Annotated in this window: 17 protein-coding genes; 5 read left to right on the top strand and 12 right to left on the bottom strand. The window is 65.0% G+C overall.

Annotated elements, in window-relative coordinates; translation table 11 throughout:
* Window positions 1-19 precede the first annotated feature (19 nt).
* The 3 genes from cobJ to EDC35_RS13535 are packed head-to-tail and all read right to left on the bottom strand — an operon-like array spanning window position 20 to window position 2,225.
* Entirely contained in the window at window positions 20-865 is an 846-nt protein-coding gene (gene cobJ / locus EDC35_RS13525) for a precorrin-3B C(17)-methyltransferase (RefSeq protein ID WP_207896224.1), read from the bottom strand.
* Window positions 865-1,593 carry a precorrin-2 C(20)-methyltransferase gene (locus tag EDC35_RS13530; protein WP_132977792.1) on the bottom strand — a complete coding sequence of 243 codons (729 nt, stop codon included), beginning with the start codon at window positions 1,591-1,593 and terminating at the stop codon, window positions 865-867. The genes cobJ and EDC35_RS13530 overlap by 1 nt, the downstream gene beginning before the upstream one ends.
* Window positions 1,594-1,598: 5 nt before the next feature.
* Entirely contained in the window at window positions 1,599-2,225 is a 627-nt protein-coding gene (locus EDC35_RS13535) for a precorrin-8X methylmutase (protein ID WP_132977793.1), read from the bottom strand.
* Between the two features lie 288 nt (window positions 2,226-2,513).
* On the opposite strand from EDC35_RS13535, the gene cbiE reads away from it, so the two are divergent.
* Together cbiE and EDC35_RS13545 are read left to right on the top strand one after the other, a co-directional pair.
* The gene (cbiE, locus tag EDC35_RS13540) at window positions 2,514-3,770 is read left to right on the top strand and encodes a precorrin-6y C5,15-methyltransferase (decarboxylating) subunit CbiE (protein ID WP_132977794.1); all 1,257 of its coding nucleotides are present in this window, start codon (window positions 2,514-2,516) and stop codon (window positions 3,768-3,770) included.
* 361 nt (window positions 3,771-4,131) lie between these two features.
* Complete coding sequence (locus EDC35_RS13545) at window positions 4,132-5,700, top strand: CHAT domain-containing protein (RefSeq protein WP_132977795.1); 1,569 nt, start codon at window positions 4,132-4,134, stop codon at window positions 5,698-5,700.
* A 22-nt stretch (window positions 5,701-5,722) separates the two neighbouring features.
* Here the strand turns inward: EDC35_RS13545 and EDC35_RS13550 are convergent, their stop codons facing one another.
* Together EDC35_RS13550 and EDC35_RS13555 are read right to left on the bottom strand one after the other, a co-directional pair.
* Entirely contained in the window at window positions 5,723-6,379 is a 657-nt protein-coding gene (locus tag EDC35_RS13550; protein ID WP_132977796.1) for a class I SAM-dependent methyltransferase, read from the bottom strand.
* Window positions 6,379-7,098, bottom strand: a complete 720-nt coding sequence (locus EDC35_RS13555; RefSeq protein WP_132977797.1) for an N-acyl amino acid synthase FeeM domain-containing protein — start codon at window positions 7,096-7,098, stop codon at window positions 6,379-6,381. Before EDC35_RS13555 ends, EDC35_RS13550 begins: the two co-directional genes overlap by 1 nt.
* Window positions 7,099-7,369: 271 nt before the next feature.
* On the opposite strand from EDC35_RS13555, the gene EDC35_RS13560 reads away from it, so the two are divergent.
* The 3 genes from EDC35_RS13560 to EDC35_RS13570 all read left to right on the top strand — a co-directional run bounded on the left by EDC35_RS13560 (window position 7,370) and on the right by EDC35_RS13570 (window position 13,914).
* Complete coding sequence (locus EDC35_RS13560) at window positions 7,370-12,034, top strand: WD40 domain-containing protein (protein ID WP_132977798.1); 4,665 nt, start codon at window positions 7,370-7,372, stop codon at window positions 12,032-12,034.
* 332 nt (window positions 12,035-12,366) lie between these two features.
* A complete protein-coding gene (locus EDC35_RS13565; RefSeq protein ID WP_132977799.1) occupies window positions 12,367-13,104 on the top strand; it encodes a hypothetical protein in 738 nt (245 codons plus the stop codon).
* Between the two features lie 48 nt (window positions 13,105-13,152).
* Entirely contained in the window at window positions 13,153-13,914 is a 762-nt protein-coding gene (locus EDC35_RS13570) for an autoinducer binding domain-containing protein (RefSeq protein ID WP_132977800.1), read from the top strand.
* 19 nt (window positions 13,915-13,933) lie between these two features.
* Here the strand turns inward: EDC35_RS13570 and EDC35_RS13575 are convergent, their stop codons facing one another.
* From EDC35_RS13575 to sufB, 7 genes are all read right to left on the bottom strand, one after another.
* Complete coding sequence (locus EDC35_RS13575; protein WP_132977801.1) at window positions 13,934-15,232, bottom strand: cobyrinic acid a,c-diamide synthase CobB; 1,299 nt, start codon at window positions 15,230-15,232, stop codon at window positions 13,934-13,936.
* A 68-nt stretch (window positions 15,233-15,300) separates the two neighbouring features.
* The gene (cobF, locus tag EDC35_RS13580; RefSeq protein ID WP_132977802.1) at window positions 15,301-16,071 is read right to left on the bottom strand and encodes a precorrin-6A synthase (deacetylating); all 771 of its coding nucleotides are present in this window, start codon (window positions 16,069-16,071) and stop codon (window positions 15,301-15,303) included.
* Window positions 16,072-16,274: 203 nt separating this feature from the next.
* Window positions 16,275-16,709 (bottom strand): YcgN family cysteine cluster protein, encoded by a 435-nt coding sequence (locus tag EDC35_RS13585; protein ID WP_132977803.1) that lies wholly within the window; start codon window positions 16,707-16,709, stop codon window positions 16,275-16,277.
* The gene (locus EDC35_RS13590) at window positions 16,709-17,110 is read right to left on the bottom strand and encodes a DUF59 domain-containing protein (protein WP_132977804.1); all 402 of its coding nucleotides are present in this window, start codon (window positions 17,108-17,110) and stop codon (window positions 16,709-16,711) included. Before EDC35_RS13590 ends, EDC35_RS13585 begins: the two co-directional genes overlap by 1 nt.
* Before the next feature lie 65 nt (window positions 17,111-17,175).
* On the bottom strand, window positions 17,176-18,498 hold the full coding sequence (gene sufD / locus EDC35_RS13595) for a Fe-S cluster assembly protein SufD (protein ID WP_132977805.1): 1,323 nt from the start codon (window positions 18,496-18,498) through the stop codon (window positions 17,176-17,178).
* A complete protein-coding gene (gene sufC, locus EDC35_RS13600; RefSeq protein ID WP_132977806.1) occupies window positions 18,495-19,250 on the bottom strand; it encodes a Fe-S cluster assembly ATPase SufC in 756 nt (251 codons plus the stop codon). Before sufC ends, sufD begins: the two co-directional genes overlap by 4 nt.
* Before the next feature lie 208 nt (window positions 19,251-19,458).
* Entirely contained in the window at window positions 19,459-20,904 is a 1,446-nt protein-coding gene (gene sufB, locus EDC35_RS13605) for a Fe-S cluster assembly protein SufB (protein ID WP_132977807.1), read from the bottom strand.
* Between the last annotated feature and the right edge of the window lie 5 nt (window positions 20,905-20,909).

Genomic DNA, 20,909 nt, shown 5'->3' on the forward strand with positions numbered 1-20,909 from the left:
ATACCGCACGGGGCGCGGTTTAAGAGGATTCCGTCGTCGTGTCGGGATACCAGCGCGGCGTATAGACCCAGACCCCGCCATTCTGGCGCGGAAACTGGCGTGTCTGGGACGAACCGACGATCACCAGGGTGCGCATGTCCACCTGTTCGGGCTGGATCTCGCCGAGCGTGGTGACGAGCACCCGCTCATCCGGTCGCCCGACATCCCGGCCAAGCACGATCGGGGTTGCCGGCACGCGATGGCGCCGCAGGAGATCAAGCGCCTGGGATAACTGCCAGGGACGCGCTTTGGAACTCGGGTTATAGAGCGCGATGACGAAATCGGCGAGCGCGGCATGCTCCAGACGCCGTTCGATCTGCGACCAGGGCTTGAGATTGTCGGAGAGCGACAGGACGCAGAAGTCGTGACCGAGCGGCGCGCCGATCCGGGCGGCAGCGGCCTGGGCGGCGGAGATCCCCGGCAGGATCGCCAGATCCACCCTTTGCCAGGCGGGATCCTCGGACTGGTCGAGCGCCTCCATCACGGCGGTCGCCATGGCGAAAACGCCGGGATCGCCGGACGAGACGACAACGACGTGCCGGCCCTGCGCGGCCAGCGTGAAGGCCAGACGGGCGCGGTCCATCTCGCAGCGGTTGTCCGAATCGAGGATCCGCTGATCCGGACGCAACGGCCCTGCCATCTGGGTGTAAGTGGTGTAGCCCACGATATCCTGGGCGCGATCCAGCTCATCCCTGACATCCGGCGCCATCAGCCCGGCAGCGCCCGGACCCAGCCCGATCACCGCCAGCCGGCCCGGACGAGGTGTGGGCAGGGCGTCGTCGCCGTCTGCGGTCGCTATCTGTCTCACCTCCGGCGCGTCCGTCATCAGCCCTGCCACCGTTCGCCGGGGATCAGGATCATCGAGAAGTAGGGCACGCTCTCAGGCGCGATCTCGGCAAGCGGCAGAGTGCGCTCGCCCTCCATGGTCGCACGCTCGACATAGCGCGCCCGCGTCTCCAGCCCGAGCTTGAAGATGACCCGGCGGACCTTCTCGAAGTTGCTGCCGAGCTTCATGATGGCGGCGGCCTCGACCCCGGACAGCCGTTCGATCAGGGTCTCTTCCGGGAGTGTTCCGGCCAGCACCTGCAAGCGCTGATCGCGATAGACCAGAGGTGTGCGCAGCACCGAGGCGCTGGCGACGACCGAGCAGACGCCCGGCACCACTTCGGTCTCGAAGCGGTCAGCCAGCCGGTCGTGCAGATACATGAAGGAGCCGTAGAAAAAGGGATCGCCCTCGCAGATCGCCGCCACGTCGCGTCCTGCCTCCAGATGGGCCGCGACCTGCTCGGCAGCCTCGTCGTAGAAGGCGCGCATCGCGCCCTCGTAATCGTAGGGCGGTTCGGGTTTCCGGCCCGTGACCGGGTAGACGAGCGGCAGACGGATCTGGTCCGGGCGCAGATGCGGCTGCACGCTGGTCAGCGCATTGCCGCGTTTGTCCCTGCCGATATAGTAGGCCACCACCGGCGCGGCCTGGAGATAGCGCAGCGCCTTGAGGGTGATGAGATCGGGATCGCCCGGACCAACGCCCAGGCCATAGAGTCGTCCCTTATTCATGCCGGTCAGGAATGGCCCCGCCCCAGTGCATTGACGGCCGCTGCCGCCATGGCGCTCCCGCCGCGTCGCCCGCGCAGGGTCACGAAAGGCACGCCCCGGCTGTCGGCGGCGAGCGCCTCCTTGGATTCGGCGGCACCGACGAAACCAACCGGAAAGCCGAGGATCAGGGCCGGTTTGGGCGCGCCCTCGTCGAGCATCTCCAGCAGACGGAAGAGGGCCGTGGGCGCATTGCCGACGACCACCAGCGCGCCGCTCAGATGCGGACGCCATAGCTCCAGTGCCGCCGCCGAGCGCGTGTTGCCGAGTGCGAGCGCCAGCTCGGTGACGGACGGATCCTGAAGGGTGCAGATGACCGGATTGTCAGCCGGCAGGCGGGCGCGGGTGATGCCCTCCGCCACCATGCGGCTGTCGCAGAGGATTGGCGCACCCGCTTCCAGTGCCGCGCGGCCAGCCGCACCCGCACCGGGTGAGAAGAGCAGATCCTCGATCACCTCGGGCATGCCGCAGGCATGGATCACACGAACCGCAAGCGCCTCCAGATCCTCCGGAATCCCATCCAGAGCCGCCTCGGCGCGGATGATGGCAAAGGATTGACGATAGATGTCGTGTGCATCACGGGTATAGTCGATCATGGAAGGTCTCGGTGGCGCAGCGAGCCGGAACGAACCGGTTCAGGGCGCGGGTCGGGGATCTGCCCAGGCCGGAAGCGCGGGGAAATCGGAGAAAGGGTGTGCGCGAACAAGCCGGGCAGTATAATTTCGACTCAATTTAAAATCCACCACGCCCTAAAATCCACCACGCCCGGACTCTTCGGTGATGCCTCCCAACCCCCAGATACCCGCCGGATGGTCAGCGCGCGCCCACCCTCCAGCCCTTGACGCCAATCAGATGGACGGGCGCCATCAGCCGGCGTGGCGCGCATGACCGCCTGGCTCACCATCGTCGGCATCGGTGAGGACGGGCTGGCGGGTCTCGGCGATGAGGCCCGTCGCGCCGTCGCCGAGGCCCAGGTTCTCTTTGGCGGCGAGCGTCATCTCGCCCTGGTCCCGGAACGGGCCGGCCAGCAGCGATTGTCCTGGCCGAGTCCTTTCAGCGCCGCCTACGAGACGCTGCTTGCCCACCGTGGTCGCCCCGTCTGCGCCCTGGCGAGCGGCGATCCCATGCTGTTTGGCATCGGCGGCAGTCTGGCGGAGCGACTGCCCCCCGATGAGATGCGTATCCTGTCCGCGCCCTCATCGGTCTCGCTGGCGTCCGCCCGGATGGGCTGGTCACTCCAGGATACCCGGCTCGTCCCGGCCCACGGTCGGCCACTGGAGCGCGTCAATCTCTATCTGGCGCACGGGGTACGCATCCTGGTGCTCTCAGCCGACGGTCAGACGCCGGGCCAGCTCGCCGCCCTGCTCGCTGTGCGCGGATTCGGTGACAGCCGGCTGACCGTCTTCGAGCGACTCGGCGGACCGGCGGAACGGCGGCTGGATGGACTGGCGGCGCAGTGGACGCACGGTCCCTGTGCGGCGCTGAATCTGGTTGCGGTCGAGTGTCGCGCTAGTCTGGACGCGCAGCCCCTGTCGCGCCGCTGCGGACTGCCGGATGACGCCTATGCACACGACGGACAGTTGACCAAACGCGACATCCGGGCGGCGACCCTCGCCCGGCTGGCGCCGCTGCCCGGAGAACTCCTGTGGGATGTTGGCGCCGGCTGCGGCTCAATCGGCATCGAATGGATGCGCGCCGAGAGCCGCTGCCGCGCCATCGCCATCGAGTCGGACGCCTCCCGGCGCACGCTCATCGAACGCAACCGCGCCGCGCTTGGCGTGCCCAATCTGATCCTGGTGGCCGGGCGCGCCCCGGAGGCGCTGGCAGGACTGGAGCCGCCAGACGCCATCTTCATCGGTGGCGGTCTGACTGTGGCAGGTGTGGCTGAAGGTTGCTGGGATGCGCTCAAGCCCGGTGGACGTCTGGTCGCCAACGCGGTCACGGTGCAGAGCGAATCCTTCCTGGTTGGATTGCGCGCGCGGATCGGCGGCGAGCTGACCCGGATCTCGGTCGCCCAGGCCGCACCGCTCGGGCGCTTCGACGGCTGGCGCACGGCGATGCCGGTAACCCTGTTGACGGCGGTCAAGCCGTGTCAGAGCACCCGAGCCACTGAGCCCGAATCATCCCCTGCGACTTCATAACATGGTCGTGTCGTCAAGGTTCGAAATGGAACCTTGAGGCGCGCACCCGGAAGCGCCACGCTAGGGATCCAGACCAAGATTGCACAAGGATGTGCTTTTTCGCTGGCTGTATCGGCCTGGAAAATGGCGATCCATCGGTTGCTACCGATCCGCGCTGAATATCTTCACTCCCTGACTATCCTGACCTCTACTGCCGCTGTGCGGCGAACCTGGCCCGCGCCGACGAGATTCGGACGCTGGCGACAGGGGGGACGTGATCGCTCTCGTCCGTCTGGCACTCAGGATCCATGACGCACTTCCCGCCAATACCGAGTGGGCACGTCTCCACGTTGCGTATCGCAAACGCGCTCGGGATGATCCCGTGGCTAACCTGAAGCGCTCACAGATCCATCTGCGCGCGGCACTCTCGGTATGCAGGCGTGATCGCTTCCCCACGGATTGGTTGCGCTCCCAGCATAGTCTGGCCCTGACCGAGACGCGGGCCGGCAACTGGCCGCAGGTCGAACGCATCGCCCGCGAGGTCATGCGATTCCTGGAAGGGGCCATCGCCGGGCTCGTCAACTGGTACGAGATGCGTCGCCTGATTGGTGCCGCCAGTGCCACCAAGAACCTTGGTGTTCTCGCTATCGCCCAGCAGGGAAATGTGGCAGAGGCGTTCACGTTTCTGATCCAGGGGCGGGGGCTTGTGCACCGGGCACTGCTCCGGAGCGGCGCACTCGCCGCAGGCGATGCCAAATCAAGACTGCCGCCCCTGGAGGAAGCCGTCGTCGCGTTCTGCGTCCCTCCTCTGGACGGGCGGGATCTGCTGGTGTTCGTCGCCTGTACCGACGACGCGGCGCAACCCGTGCGGCTGGTCCGCTTGACCGGACTCGACCACGCCACCCTGGAGTCACTCTTCGAGTGCAGGGCGGGCCGCGAATCGAGTTGGCTCGACGGCTATCAGATGCTGCTTGAGCAGGGGGATTCCACTGCATTCTCCCGTGCCATGGAGCAGGTCGCCCAGACTCTGGACGGGTATCTCGCTCCGTTGTGGCAGGTCCTGGATACCTTGCCGCCATCGGTGCGGCGCCTGCGCATCGCCCTCTCGGGGGTCTTGTCGCTGTTTCCCCCAGCGATGGTGCGCGGTGGCGAGCGGGAGGTCTTGAATCGCTTCGATCTGGCGAGCGCCGTGGGGAGCCTGTCGAACACCTCAGCCTTCGCCGCGCGGAATGCCGGCCATCGACGGTTGCTCACGGTAGCGGATCCGACCGGGGATCTGCCCCACAGCCGGGCCGAGGGGCGCATGCTGGACGCCCTGTTCGAGAGCGAATCGAGTCTGCTGGGCAGGCGAGCCACCAAGCAGCGCGTGCTGGACGCCATCTCCATGGCCGGGCCGCTGGATTATCTGCACTTTGCCTGTCACGGTCGCTTTCGGTGGTGCCATCCGGAGGCATCCGGTCTGTTGATGGCGGGAGGCGAGGTCTTGCAACTGTCGGAGATCCTGGGCCGCATTCGGCTCGGGTCCGATACGCTCGTCGTCCTGTCCGCCTGCGAGACCGGGATCGCCGAGTACCGCGAGCTGCCCGACGAGACCTATGGGCTGGCCCTTGCATTTCTCGGCGCTGGCGCAAGCGCGGTTATCTGCTCCCTGTGGCCGGTTTCGGATCGATCCACCCGACTCCTGATGCTCAAGCTTTACGAATACCTGCATGCTGGAGCATCGGCACCGTCCGCCCTGCGCTTGGCCCAGACGTGGCTGAGGAATGTGGCAGGGGACGATCTCGAGTTGCTGGTCCAGCAGTTGGATCCGAGGGTCCGGGCAGCCGGCAGGCTGGGTGCCCCGGATCCGATGCGCATCAAATGGGTGTCGGACGACCCTCCAGGCGGATCACCTGGAGAGCGCCCTTTTGCGCATCCCTTTCACTGGGCCGGCTTCGTGTGCGTCGTCTGATCCCTGCGGTGAGCGGCCCGGCTCAGGGCTTCGACAGCACCAGCAGGTTGACGCCTCCCAGGTAATGGCGCTGGTGACATTCCAGAACCTCGAAGCCCGTGTCGCGCGACTGCCCGATCAGCAAATCCATCTCCACGAAGGCGGCCCCGGGATTTCGGGCGAACTCGAGATTGAGACGCTCGAATTCGGGAAAGTCGGGGTGGGCCAGCAGTTCTCTGGACGATTCCCGGAGCAGCCGGTCCATGTCCAGCTGTGGATTGGGCGTCGCCAGGACGAAGCGTCCCCCGGGGCGCATGACGTCACGGATATGGGCCAGGACGTCGAGCGGACGCGGCCACGCATAGTAGCTGTGAATGGAGACGGCGCTGTCGTATTGCCCGCGTACTGCCTCAATAGCGCCCTGCTCGATGCCGAAGCGCTCGCGATTCAGCCGCGTGATCGTCCAGCGGGCCATCCTGACCATGTCCGGGGCGAGATCCACGCCGGTGTAAGAGTTCACCGCCGGATCGTCGGCCAGGAAGGGAGCGATCCGGGCTGTACCGCAACCGCAGTCCAGGACGTCTCCGCCGAGCTGCGCCGCCACCTCGCGATAGAGGGACAATTGGAAGGAGGTCGTCACAGAGGCATGGGAGCGGGCGTAGCCGTTCCACAGCGTGCTCGGATAGGCGTCGGCGCTCATCAGTTGTCCTCCCTGCGGATCTGGACGGTCGGCGCGTCGCCGGGCCGGCTTGCCCCGCTCCAGGAGAAGAAGCGCGGCTTCGTCCGGTCGAGCCACCACTCCATGCACACGTAGGGATGGTTTCCGCCGAAGGTCAGATCGCGGAAGGAGATGGCGACCCGTGCGTCCATCAGCCGCTGGTACAGCGTGACCTTGTTGTCCGGGACGAACATCAGGTAGAGCTGAATGCCCCAGGTCGCGCCGAGCTCGAAATAGGCCCGGTAAAAGGCATTGAGTAAGCCCCGACCCTCGTCGTCGATCATGAACCGGCCCAGCTCCGCGAACTGGATGCCGTCGCGCCGATAGCCGTCCACCAGCGGATCCACCAGGGCGGCCTCGGGGATACCCAGGGCGCCGTCGAAGGCGATCCGCGCGGTCGCGCAGACCCGTCCCTCGGGGGAGCGGGAGAAGATGACGCAGGATTGGGCGTCGTAAGGGTCGTTGCGCAGGGTGTTCACGTCCGGAAATTTGCGCGAGTAGACGCGCTGACGCAGATCCCAGATTCCGTCCCGGATGCGACGCTGCTCGATACCCTCGGACCCAGGCTCCAGGGCGAGCTCGGTGCGGCCTCGGGTCCAGAGAATTTCGCACAGGCTCCCCTGGGCGTCGCTCCAGGGCGGGGCGATGCGCGCGGCTGCCGGCAGCCTGTCGAGGACTGCCGCTGGGCTCTGAATTGTCATGCTTTGACCTCCGCTCGAAGAAGAAAACAGATGGTCAAGACGTCCTGACTGCTAATGCGCGGAGATCAGGTTATCCCTGGGTGCGGGTGTTGTGGGAACGGTTAAGGCGCTTTTAAGACGGTTAAGCGGTTGTTCGGCAAGGCCACCCGCGTGGCTGGTCGTCCGCTCCGCTATATGCAACTTCATTCAAACATATCAAACACGATACTGCTTGATCTGCCTGCTAGAACTCGGATAGACTGGGGCCGTATCCCACTTCAGGAGCGCCCTCATGCCCACGCTCTCGCCCTATTTCGCTCGTAACAGCCTCAAGAACCTGGGCCTTTCGGACGCCGTCCGCCAACACGCCGAGCGCCTGCTGGACCTGGCCGGGGACGACGATCGCATTCAGGTCGCCCGCATCCACGAGACCATGTTCCCCCTGAGCACCCCTGCGAGTGCGAACGCCGCCCTGAATCGCTTGCTGCGTACCATCAACGACGCCGCCGAGACCCAGGGCCTGGCCCTGCGCGCCGAGATCACCGCAGACAAAAAGGCCGGCCCGGCCAACCGCTTCGTCTGGTTCGACGGCCCCCTCCCGGCTCCGGCCCCCGCCTATACCGGGGAGCTGAACGCCATCCCCGCCGGGCAGTTGGTGACGGATCAAAGGGGTCTTCCCCAGGAATCCCTGCCAGTCGTCGTCCTCATGACCTTCAACCTCCGCGAGGCCACCGCCGTCATCGCCCGCTTCCACCCGCAGGGGACTCCCCCCACCGAGGTCCGCAATGGCATGACCTACAATCGCCTGGGGATCCACGGCGGGATGCAGATCATCCAGCGGGTCAGCCGGCAGGGGGAGGGCGAGGCCCAGAATGCCGCCCGAGACGCCATCACGGACTGGGCGCCCAAGGCCATCATCGGGGTCGGCATCGCCTTCGGGGTCAATCCTGCCGAGCAGGCCATCGGCGACGTGCTGGTCTCCGAGGCTATCCGGGGCTACGAGTTGGGCCGCATGAACGCGGACGGCACCTTCGACCTGCGCGACGACAAGCCACCCGCATCCCAGGTCCTCCTGAATCGCTTCAACCACCTGCGCCAGAGCTGCCAGGCGGACCCCAACGCCTGCCTCAATTGGCCGACGGTGCGCTTCGGCACCCTGCTCTCCGGCAACAAGTTGGTCGATAACCTGGATTACCGCACCAGCCTCCTCAAGCTGGAGAAGGAGGCCATCGGCGGCGAAATGGAGGCGGTGGGTATTCAGCTCGCCGCCGGGCGCTTCAATCTGGACTGGATCATCGTCAAGGCGATCTGTGACTGGGGCGATGGCCACAAGGGCACGAAGAACAAGGAGAAAGACCAGAAGTTCGCTGCCCAAAACGCCGCCCTGGTTGTCCACAGGGCACTTGCCCTCGGCAGCCTCTACGAGGGCCGGCAACCGCCGACACCTGGCATCAGCCCCCCCTCCGGGGGCGGTCGCCCCGCTCCGGGTCTGCCACCCGGGGCCAGACTCATGGGCCTGCGCGACCACGACGCCATCGGCACCAAGCTCCTGATCCCCGACGCACAGGGCCTCCTGTCCACCATGGATAAGGACGCCGAGGTCATGCACCGGGGCGGAGATCAGCCGGGCGTCGATGTGATGGAGTATCTGATGCAATGGGTGGACGCCCCCGATGCACCACCCCTCTTCACCCTGCTCGGCGAGTACGGCATGGGAAAGACCGTCACCTGTCAGCGCCTTGCAAAGATCCTGGATGAGCGCCGCAGGGCCGATCCAACGCGGCCCCTGCCGCTGTACTTCGACCTGCGCCATGTCACCGGCCTGGAGCAGCGGGTGCCAAAACTCAAGGAGATTGTCGAGGAGTGCATGGCGCGGGGTTGGGACGACCAGGGTCCCGGCGAAGGCTATTTGCTGGCAGATGTCCAGCGATGGATCGCGCAGGGGGCATTGGCCATCTTCGACGGCCTCGATGAGGTGCTCAACAGGCTCACCGAGGCGGACGGACAGGTCTTCACCCGGGAGCTGCTGCGCCTTACCCGAGACCGCCACCGGGCGGATGGGCTTGCGGGTCGATTCAAGGCCCTGATCTCCACGCGCACCCAATATTTCCGTACTCTGCGCGACCAGCAAAATCACTTCACCGGCCAGGAACGCGGCGAGTATCGGGCAGATGCCTACCGCGCACTCGTCCTGCTCCCGCTGTCGGAGGAACAGGTCGAGCGCTATCTCGCCGCCGCACTCCCAGGCATTGACCCGGTGACGCTGCTGGACACCGTCCGGTCCGTCCATAACCTCACGGAGCTCACCCAGCGGCCTTACACCCTGAGGCTGGTCTCGGAGTTCATACCGGAGATCGAGCAGGACCGCCTGGCCGGGAAAAGGATCTATGGCGTCACCCTGTACCGCCGGATGGTTCAGCGCTGGCTGGAGCGCGATAGCGGCAAGCATCACATCCGCCCGGAACACAAGCTGATCCTCGCACGCCACCTCGCCGCCTTCCTCTGGCAAAGCGGAGACGGACGGCTCCCCGCCGAGCGCATCGAGCGCTGGTTTCACGCCTGGCTGGAGTCCGAACCGGACCTGCACCGCCGTTACAGCCGCCTTCATCCAGACCAGCTCGAGGAGGATCTGCGTAACGCCACCTTCCTCGCCCGCCAGGACGACCCGAGCGGCAGCAGCTTCCGATTCGCCCATACATCCCTCCTGGAGTTCTTTCTCGCCGACTATCTGCTCCAGGCCCTGCGCGACCAGGCCCCCGATCGCTGGGCGATCAAGCGTCCCAGCCAGGAGACCCTGGACTTTCTGGGCCAGTGCCTGGCGGAGGCTGCCGACCCGATCCTGATCCAAACCCTTCAGGGCTGGCGGACCCCCTACCGTCCCCAGACCAGCGAGCTGCTCCTGGCCTATGCCCTGCGCGCCCACGACCGGGGGTGGCCTGTGCCTGTGCTTCGGGGTATTGCCTTGAACGGGGCGCGACTGGACGCGCTGAGCTGCCGCTCGACACTCGGCTCACCCCTGCTGGACCTGAGCGAGGCCGACTTCAGCGGGGCGAGTCTGCGCCGGGCGGTGTTCGAACGGGTGCAGCTCAGCGGGGCCAGCTTTCGCGACACCCAACTGGCCCAGGCCAACTTCCTGGACTGCGACGCGATCCGGACGGACTGGAGCGGCGCTGAGTCCACCGCCGCCATTTGGCGCAACACCCGCCTCCAAAGCAGCCTGTGGCACGGCGCCTGCGGTTACAGGCCCCAGTTCTTGGCATGCGATGAACCACCAACCGCATCGCCGAACACGGCCCCACCCGGGTTCGTCCGGCCCCAGGGTGCGCCTCCCTCCGATCGGCTCGGCCCCGTCGAGGCCCCCTGCTCCACGCTGTGCATGCTGACCGGCCACCAGAGCTGGGTGATGGGCTGCGCCTTCTCGCCCGACGGTCGGCGGCTCGTCTCGGCGGGAGCTGACGGGGCCGTGCGGCTCTGGGATGCAGCCAGTGGCGAGGCGCTGCTGACCCTCTCCGGCCACCAGGACTGGGTGACGGCCTGCGCCTTCTCGCCCGACGGTCGGTGGCTCGTCTCGGCGGGAGCTGACAGGACCGTGCGGCTCTGGGATGCAGCCAGTGGCGAGGCGCTGCTGACCCTCTCCGGCCACCAGGGCAGGGTGTGGGGCTGCGCCTTCTCACCCGACGGTCGGCGGCTCGTCTCGGTGAGTGATGACGGGGCCGTGCGGCTCTGGGATGCGGCCAGCGGCGCGGCGCTGCTGACCCTCTCCGGCCACCAGGGCGAGGTGATGGGCGGCGCCTTCTCGCCCGACGGTCGGCGGCTCGCCTCGGCGGGTGAAGACGCGACCGTGCGGCTCTGGGATGCGGCCAGCGGCGAGGCGCTGCTGACCCTCTCCGGCCACCAGGGCGGGGTGTGGGCCTGCGCCTTCTCGCCCGACGGTCGGCGGCTCGTCTCGGCGGGTGAAGACGGGACCGTGCGGCTCTGGGATGCAGCCAGCGGCGAGGCGCTGCTGATCCTCTCCGGCCAACAGGGCTGGGTGACGGCCTGCGTCTTCTCGCCCGACGGTCGGCGGCTCGTCTCGGCGGGTGATGACGCGACCGTGCGGCTCTGGGATGCGGCCAGCGGCGAGGCGCTGCTGACCCTCTCCGGCCACCAGGGGTGGGTGTGGGCCTGCGCCTTCTCGCCCGACGGTCGGCGGCTCGTCTCGGCGGGAGCTGACGCGACCGTGCGGCTCTGGGATACAGCCAGCGGCGCGGCGCTGCTGACCCTCTCCGGCCACCAGGGCTCGGTGACGGCCTGCGCCTTCTCGCCCGACGGTCGGCGGCTCGTCTCGGCGGGTGAAGACGGGACCGTGCGGCTCTGGGATGCGGCCAGCGGCGAGGCGCTGCTGACCCTCTCCGGCCACCAGGGCTGGGTGACGGCCTGCGCCTTCTCGCCCGACGGTCGGCGGCTCGTCTCGGCGGGTGATGACGGGGCCGTGCGGCTCTGGGATGCGTCCAGCGGCGAGGCGCTGCTGACCCTCTCCGGCCACCAGGGCGCGGTGATGGGCGGCGCCTTCTCGCCCGACGGTCGGCGGCTCGTCTCGGTGAGTGATGACGGGGCCGTGCGGCTCTGGGATGCGGCCAGTGGCGAGGCGCTGCTGAGCCTCTCCGGCCACCAGGGCTGGGTGTGGGCCTGCGCCTTCTCGCCCGACGGTCGGCGGCTCGTCTCGGCGGGAGCTGACGGGGCCGTGCGGCTCTGGGATGCGGCCAGCGGCGCGCCACGACGAATCCACGCCGTCTCCGGTCGCGGATATGAGGGCCATGCCGTCTGGGAACCCTGCGAGAACCGCCTGATCGAGGCCTGTGGCGACGCCTGGCGCTGGCTCGCCTGGGTGCGCCCCGACCCCGACGGTTGGCCCGAGCGCCTGCCTCTGGAGACCTTCGGCCCCATGCCCGAGCCCCATCGTCTGCGCCGGGTCTGATCTGTTGGGTCCACCGAAGATGTTCAATGTTTCTATGACTTGGCCCTCTTTCCCGGCCGGGGCGACTCCGGTATTTTTGAGCCTCTTAAACCGCGCCCAGCACGGTATGCGATCTTTGCGGATCGGGTCGGCCCTGGCAGACTCAAGGATTATCGGAGCTGGCGCGGTTTAAGATATTAAAAAATATAAAATTTTAAACCGCGTCTCCACTGAGGTCGATGACATCTCCAAAGCTAAACACAAACTGAAAATTACGCATATCGCGCTGGACGCGGTTTAGTCCCTATTGCGTGCGGAAGTGGGCCTCAATGGCAGCTCGACGAAATCGCTGTGTGACGCTCGATGCCGGGAAAGTACGCTCCTATGCACGCAAGTTAGGGATTGATTCGCCGCAGCAACTGGAGATTCTCTACCGCAAGCGGATCCGCGTGCCCGAGACCATGAGCGTCGGCGTCGTGCGCAAGGCATGGAACGGGGAGTGCGTGGATAAGGGACCGGCCCGCAAGCTCGCCGACTGTCTCGGCTTGAACGATTTCCTGCCGCTGTTGCACACCGATCCGGAGGTCAGCCCCTGGGGCCGGTTGATGGCCGACGACTCCCTGCGGGCCCGCTTCCTGCAGTTCGTTCCGAAGGCGGAAACCGATCTGCGTCTGGTGCGTCTGGAGAGCGGATCCCGCGAAGATGGCTTGCCCAGGGTTGCGTTGAATGCCGCGTGGTTCCTGTTCTGCTCCGGAAGGCGCGACCAGGAGGTGTTCCTGCTTATTCGCAGTCACGACCGGTTCGTGCAACTGGCGCCTGTTGAAGGGGAGCATTTCGTCAATCGCCTCGAAGGGGCCGGTCTGCGTTATCCCACTCAAGGAAGCCTGGAGTTCGAGTCTGCTGACGGTAAGGGTTGGCGGCAGTTCGTGGCCGTGCGCGCAAATCGTATTCCCATGCCCTCACGGGGACCGCTCACCGGCTATGACCTCACCTTGAGCGAGCTGGATCAGCTTGCGTTGCGATTGCTGGCGCCGGTTCAAGGGCGCCTGGATCTCGCCGTGGATAGCTTCGAGTTTGTGCTCGACAGTTGATCGGCATTTCCCCATCTGTCTGCACTTCACGGTCTAAGAGTCCAACGCATGCAACTGATCGTCGATTACGTCAGCGAGCTCTGTGCCGCCGAAGGCATGGATCAATGCTTCGAGGCATTGGAGCGGGCCGTCATCCGCCTCGGATTCGACGGCATCGCCTATAGCTCGTATCTCCTGCGTCTGAATGGAGAGGGAGGTGCCTCTCCCGTGATCCTGCGCTCGGAAGGCTTCGATGTGGCCTTCCTGACGCATTATGCGGAAGCCGGATTCGCTGATCAGGACTTCACCATCAAACGTATCCTGCAAGGCGACTTGAGCCCCATGGACTGGTGGCATGAAGCGGAGCGGGGGACATTGGAGCAGGAGGAGAAGGCGGTCATCGAAGTCGCCCGTCACGACTATGGTCTATGCAATGGGATCTCCATCCCGACCCTCAGCGACCGGGATGAGATTGCAGGCGCCAGTCTGGTGAGTCGCGACAGGGGGCCGGAATTCGGAAGGCTGCTCGACGAGCGGCTTGAGGTGCTGCGCAATCTCGTTCGTCTGTTCCATGACCGTCTCCACGCCGACCCCGTCTGCCGCAAGACCATGATGCTCGCGCGACTCTCGGATCTTTCCGAGAAGGAGCGAAAGACCCTTGAATTTCTGACCACCGGACGCCCGTTGAAGAGCATCGACGGCAAAGACGTCACACCCGCTTACGCCAACAAGCTGCTGAACGATCTGTCCCACCGGCTGGGGGCGAGTAACCGTCAACAGTTGCGCTATGTCCTCGGCCTTTACCGCATCCATGAGCTGTGGGATTCATGATCGCGATATTGGCGCGGCGTTAAAGGAACAGCGCCGCCGCCGCCTCTGGCGCAGAGTGAAAATAAAGGTGCAGGTAAGTCGCCCGCAGTGCGCCCTGATGGTAGAAGGGCTCGCCGGGCTGGCCGTCGCGCTGACGTTTCCCGTGGGCCAGGGGAACAAGCGTTGTCTCCATCGTCGAGTGATGGAAGCTGTGTCCGCGCAGACAGCCATCAGAGGTGTCGAGCGACTGCATGCCAAGCCCGGCGAGACGTTGCCGCATCTGGCCCCGTCCCGGCAGCAGACCGGCCATTTCACCCGTGTTGCCTTCCTTGTCGGTCAGCCGTTCGAGCAGATAGAGCATGCCGCCGCATTCGGCATAGAGCGGACGCCCGGCGGCCAAATGGTCGCGCAGCGCGCGCTTCATGCCCTGATTGGCGGACAGGGTGTGCAGATGCAGCTCCGGATAGCCGCCGGGGAGATAGATGGCGTCGGCGCTCACGCCCGCATCGGCGAGCGGGGAGAAAAAACTCAGCTCGGCGCCCAGCGACTGAAGCAGACGCAGATTGTCGGCATAGAGAAAGGAGAAGGCGGCATCGCGGGCGACCGCGATATGCCGTCCGGCGAGTCGCTGTGGCGTGGCCAGTGGCGTCGGCGGGGGGAGGAAGGCGACCGGGTCTGGCAGTCCGGCCAGTGCGGTCCCGGCGATGCGCTCGGCGGCGGCATCGAGACGTGCATCGAGATCGGCGATCTCGCTGGCCTGGACCAGCCCCAGATGCCGGCTCGGCAAGGTCGCCTCGGCCAGTCGCGGGATAGCGCCCAGATAGGGAAGCGACGCCGGAATGCCGGCCTGGATCATCTCGGCGTGTCGGGCGCTGGCGACCTGATTCGCCACCACACCGGCGAAGCGCAGTCCCGGACGGTAGCTCGCCAGACCCAGCGCCAGCGCGCCGAAGGTCTGCCCCATGCCGCGCGCATCGATCAGGGCGGCGACCGGAATCCCGAAGGTCTCCGCCAGATCCGCCCCGGATGGGGTGCCGTCGAACAGACCCATCGCCCCCTCGATCAGGATCAGATCGGCCTCGCCGGCCGCCTCGTAGAGTTTGTGCCGACAGCCGGGCTCGCCCACCATCCAGAGATCGAGCGGCCCGACCTCGTTCCCGCTGGCGCGGCTCAGGATCATGGGGTCGAGAAAATCCGGCCCTGTCTTGAAGACCCGGACACGCCGGCCAAGCCGGCGGTGATGGCGCGCCAGGGCCGCCACCAGCGTGGTCTTGCCCTGTCCCGAGGAGCAGGCGGTCAGGAAGAGGGCAGGGCAGTGGCGTGGCGCCGGATCTGACATGGCAATCGGCCGATCAACAATGGACAGGATTAACAGGATTTTTCAGGATGGACAGGATTTTTAAATGCTCAGGTCTCAGTGTCCTTCCGCCGACGCAGCAGGTAAATATCCATCAGCCAGCCCTTTTGGTCCCGGATCTCCGACTTGGTTTTCAGCAGGTCATCGGTGATCTCGTCCAGTGGGCCGGCGGCCAGGATCTCATCCTGACAGCCGAGATAACCGCCCCAGTACAGATCCATGTTCTGTCCTCTGAAGCGCTGGAAGGAGGCGTTGTAGTCGAGCATCACCACGGCGTTGTCGATCTCGGCGGGATCGCAGGTCTCGACATGGCGTCCGGTGGTGATGGTGATGCTTTCGCCGACCCGGTTGAGCGGGATTCGGTGCTTGGCGGTCAGCACCTGAACCGAGGTGATGCCGGGGATGATCTCGAAGTCGAGCGCGCCGTGCGAGCGGGTGACCAGATCGGCCACCAGGCTGACAGTCTGATCGTAGAGCGATGGATCGCCCCAGAGCAGCAGACCGGCGCTTTGACCTTCCCGCAGTTCGTCCGCGATCAGACGCTCAAAAAGCACGCGCTTCTCGTCGTGCCAGCGCAGCACATCGTCGCTGTACTCGCCTGATGTCCGCCGGGTGGGACTTGTGGCGGTGACGATGCGGTAGGCGTCCTCGCCCAGATAGTGGTTCAGCACCTCACGCCGCATCTGCACGAGCTCGTCCTTCCCGCGACCTTCCTTTTCCAGAAAGAAAAAGACATCGACCTGTCTGAGGGCGTTGATCGCCTGGACCGTGAGATATTCCGGGCCGCCTGGCCCCATGCCGATCAAATAGATTTTCTTCATCAAACCCTGTCTGGTCTAAACCGCGTCCGGAGTGAAATGCGTGGTTTTTGTTTTTTTCAATGCTGTGGATGCCATTGGCCTCGGTGGAGACGCGGTTTAGAAATTTTTATTTTTAATCTCTTAAACCGCGCCGGCTCCGACAATCCCTGAATCTGACCGAGCTGATCCGACCCACACACAGCACATACCGCGCTGGGCGCGGTTTAACGAATCCAGTCGATGAGATTCATCAGCGGATTTTCGCCTGATTCGGGACCGAGCACACGTCCGCGAACGCTTTGCCCGGCCTCGATGACCGATTGCGGATCGCCGGTGAGCAGCGGATGCCAGTCCGGCAGGGCACTGCCCTCGGCGAGCCGCCGGTAGGCGCAGGTTTCGGGCAGCCAAGTGGGTTTTTCCAGGACATCCAGGGCCAGGGTCACGCAGTCTGGCATCTGCCGGGCGCGGTTGTCATAGTCGCGGCAGCGGCAGGTGTCCAGATCCAGCAGGGCGCAGGCAATGCGCGAGTAGACGATGCGACCGCTGTCTTCGTCCTCGAATTTCTCCAGACAGCATTTGGCGCAGCCATCGCAGAGCGCGTCCCATTGGCTGGCCGTCATGGCCTGGAGCGGTGTGGTCTCCCAGAAGCGTTCAGTCATTACATCAACCCAAGCTGCAACAGGGCTTCGTCGCTCATGTTGCTCTGACTCCAGGGTGGGTTCCAGACCAGTTCCACCCGCACATCGCCCACGCCTTCGACACTGGCGACGGCATTCCTGACCATGATCGGCATCATGCCGGCGACCGGACAGGCCGGTGCGGTCAGGGTCATGTCGATGGCCACGTCGCCGTTCGGGGCGATCCCGATGCGGTAGATCAGGCCCAGGTCATAGATATTGATCGGGATCTCGGGGTCATGGACATTGCGCAGCGCGGCGATGATGGGCTCGCGCAGTTCCTCGGCATCCATCTGTTCCACGGCGACATCCTGATCCAGGACCGCTGTTTCTTCCCCTTCTTCATGCTTCCCGAAACCGGCAAAGCGGGCCAGTCTGTTCATATCGACCTCGACCTCTCGACAACGCTGCTAATGGTCAGAACGGCAACCTTGAGATTCGGCATGGTTCAACTGAGTGGAGCGGATTCCAGACGCTGACCGACCTGCTCGGAGACCTGTTCGCGCAATGCCTCCGAACTCAGTGTCTCGATGATCTCGCCGGCAAAGCCCAGACAGAGCATGCGGCGCGCCACCGGCGCCGGGATGCCGCGCGAGCGCAGATAAAACAACCGCTCCGGCTCGATCTGACCGACGGTGGTGCCATGACTGCATTTGACATCGTCGGCGTGGATCTCAAGCTGGGGCTTGGTATCCACCTCGGCGCTCGCGGACAGCATCAGGTTGCGGTTGGACATGGCGGCGTCGGTTTTCTGCGCATCCCTGGCGACCAGCACACGACCGTCGAAGACGGCCCGTCCCTTGCCGTAGAGAATGCCCTTGAAGTTTTCGCGGCTGGTGCAGCGGGGAACCCCATGCTCGACATCGAGATGGTAATCCATGAGCTGCCGGTCGCCAGCCAGATAGAGCCCCTGGAGGTCGCATTCGGCCTGTTCGCCGCGAAAGCGGGTCAGCAGTTCGGTGCGTGACCAGGTGGCACCCAGACCGATGTTGACGCCCTGATAACGGCTGCCGGCGTCCTGGGCGAGATAGAGCGTGGTGAGATGGAAGGCGTTGCGGCTTTCCATCTGGATACGCTCATGTTTGAGGACGGCATCGCGCCCCAGTGAGAGTTCCAGGACCGCATTGGTGCAGTAAAGGGCGTCGTCGAGACTCAGATACCGCTCGATCAGCGTGGCCTGAGCGCCGTCTTCCAGCAGGATCAGATGACGCGGCTGGGCGACACGCGGCGCGTCCTGTCCGACGGACAGATGGATCAGCTCGATGGGGCGTTCCAGACAGACCGCACGGTCAAGCAGCAGCACCAAACCGTCGTCGAGGCTGGCGGTATTCAGGGCGGCAAACAGCGACTGCTCTGTGCCAGCGACCCGGTTCAACCGCTCACGCAGCGCATCGGGATCCTGAGCGAGCAGATCGCGCAGACCGCCGACCCGGACACCTTTGGGCAGATCGCCCGGCGCGGATCCGGCAGGCGTATAACGACCGTTGACCAGCAGGATGCGATGACTGTCGAGCCCCGGAATCAGGATTCGTTGCAGCGCGTCCGGCTGAAGCGCCGCAAGGGGGGCATCGCCCCGCACGAAGCCCTGCTCAAGCAGCGCCTTGAGACTGGTGTAACGCCAGCCTTCCTGCCTGGAAGTCGGCACCTCCAGCTCACCCAGACGCGCCAGGGCGTCATGGCGCCGGGCAGTCAGCCAGTCAGGTCCGGCAGCGTCAGGACGCCCGCCATCAGCCGCCAGCCAGCCAGCGAAGTTGGCTGCTGCGCCGGTCATGCCGCCTGCTCCGCCGCATCGATCCAGCCGTAGCCTTTTTCTTCCAGTTCGAGCGCCAGTTCCTTGCCGCCGGAGCGGATGATGCGCCCCTGTGCCAGGACATGGACATAATCCGGCTGGATGTAATCGAGCAGACGCTGATAGTGGGTGACGACGATCATGGATCGCTCGGGCGAGCGCAGTGCGTTCACCCCGTCGGCGACCACCCGCAGCGCGTCGATGTCGAGCCCGGAATCGGTCTCGTCGAGGATGGCGAGTTTCGGCTCCAGCAGGGCCATCTGGAAGATCTCGTTACGCTTCTTCTCGCCGCCCGAAAAACCGGCATTGACCGCGCGTTTCAGGAGCGAATCATCCAGATGCAGGATTTTCAGCTTGTCCTTGATGAGCCGCAGGAAAGAGACGGCATCCAGCTCGGGCTCGCCGCGTGCCTTGCGGATGCTGTTGAGCGCGGCCTTGAGGAAATAGGTGTTGTTGACGCCCGGCAGCTCGACCGGGTACTGAAAGGCGAGAAAGAGCCCGAGCTGGGCGCGCGCTTCGGGTTCGAGTGAAAGCAGATCCTGGCCGTGAAAGGTTGCTGTCCCGGCCGTGACCGCATAGCCCTCGCGTCCGGACAGGACGTGCGACAGGGTGCTCTTGCCGGCGCCGTTCGGACCCATGATGGCATGGATCTCCCCCGGCCCGATCTCCAGATCCAGTCCCTTGAGGATCTCTTTCTCACCCACGTTGGCCCGCAGGCCCTTGACAGACAACATCTTTGCTACTCCTGTGAACTGCGTCTTGCGGCTTGGGCGACACCCATGCCAAATCGAACCTTGTCGCAATCCATGAGCGTTGTCACCGACGCGGTTCAAACGATTGATTTAAAAGTTTTCATTTAAACCGCGTCCGGCTGAGGCTGGCTGGAGCAGGGAGGTTTGGTCCACCACGGCATCCGCCCGATTACCAAGAACGCGGTTTAAATTAACCGACCGCTCCCTCCAGGCTGATGCTCAGGAGCTTCTGCGCCTCGACCGCGAATTCCATCGGCAGCTCGTTGAAGACCTCCTTGCAGAAGCCATTGACGATCATGGACACGGCATCTTCCTCGGTCAGTCCGCGCGAGCGGCAGTAGAAAAGCTGGTCGTCGCTGATCTTCGAGGTGGTCGCCTCGTGCTCCATGTTGGCCGAGGGATGCTTGACCTCGATATAGGGGAAGGTGTTGGCGGTGCAACGGTCGCCGATCAGGAGCGAATCGCACTGGGTGTGATTGCGCGCCCCTTCCGCGCGCGGGCCGATCCGCACCAGCCCCCGATAGGTCTGCTGGCCTTCGTTCGCCGAAATGCCCTTGGAAACGATGGTCGAGCGGGTGTTTTTGCCGATATGGATCATCTTGGTGCCGGTATCGGCCTGCTGGCGACCTTTGGTCACGGCGACCGAATAGAACTCACCGACCGAGCCTTCGCCGCGCAGGAGACAACTGGGATATTTCCAGGTGATGGCCGAACCGGTCTCGACCTGGGTCCAGGAGATCTTGGAGCGGGCGCCGCGACAGTCGCCGCGCTTGGTCACGAAGTTGTAGATCCCGCCCTTGCCCTGGGCGTCGCCCGGATACCAGTTCTGCACGGTCGAGTATTTGATCTCGGCGTCGTCCATGGCGATCAGTTCGACGACAGCGGCATGAAGCTGATTCTCGTCGCGCTGGGGGGCGGTGCAGCCTTCCAGATAGCTCACATAACTGCCGGCCTCGGCGACGATCAGGGTGCGCTCGAACTGGCCGGTATTGCGGGCGTTGATGCGGAAATAGGTGCTCAATTCCATCGGGCAGCGCACACCCTTGGGGACATAGACGAAGGTGCCGTCGCTGAAGACCGCCGCATTGAGGCCAGCATAGAAATTATCGGTGTGCGGTACGACCGACCCCAGGTGCAGTTTGATGAGATCGGGATAATCATGCACCGCCTCCGAGATTGAACAGAAGATGACGCCGGCCTCGGCGAGCGTTGCGCGAAAAGTCGTCGCCACCGAGACGCTGTCGAAGACCGCATCGACCGCGATTCCGGCCAGCGCCTTCTGTTCCTCCAGCGGGATGCCGAGCTTCTGGTAGGTTTCGAGCAGCACCGGATCGATCTCGTCCAGGCTCTTGGGCATGTCCTCGGGCCGCTTGGGCGCGGAGAAATAGGAGATCGACTGGAAATCGATCTTCGGGTAGTGGACGGCGGCCCACTCGGGTTCGGTCATGGTCAGCCAGTGCCGATACGCCTTCAGACGCCACTCGGTCATGAATTCCGGTTCGCCCTTGCGCGCGGAAATGGCGCGCACGACGCCCTCGTCCAGACCGGGCGGAAAGGTATCGGACTCGATCTCGGTCGTGAAACCATGTTCATATTCGGATCCGACGATGTCATCGACGGCTAGGGCTGAGGTCATCGCTC

It is taken from the genome of Thiobaca trueperi (assembly GCF_004342175.1).
Classification (GTDB): Bacteria; Pseudomonadota; Gammaproteobacteria; order Chromatiales; family Chromatiaceae; genus Thiobaca; species Thiobaca trueperi.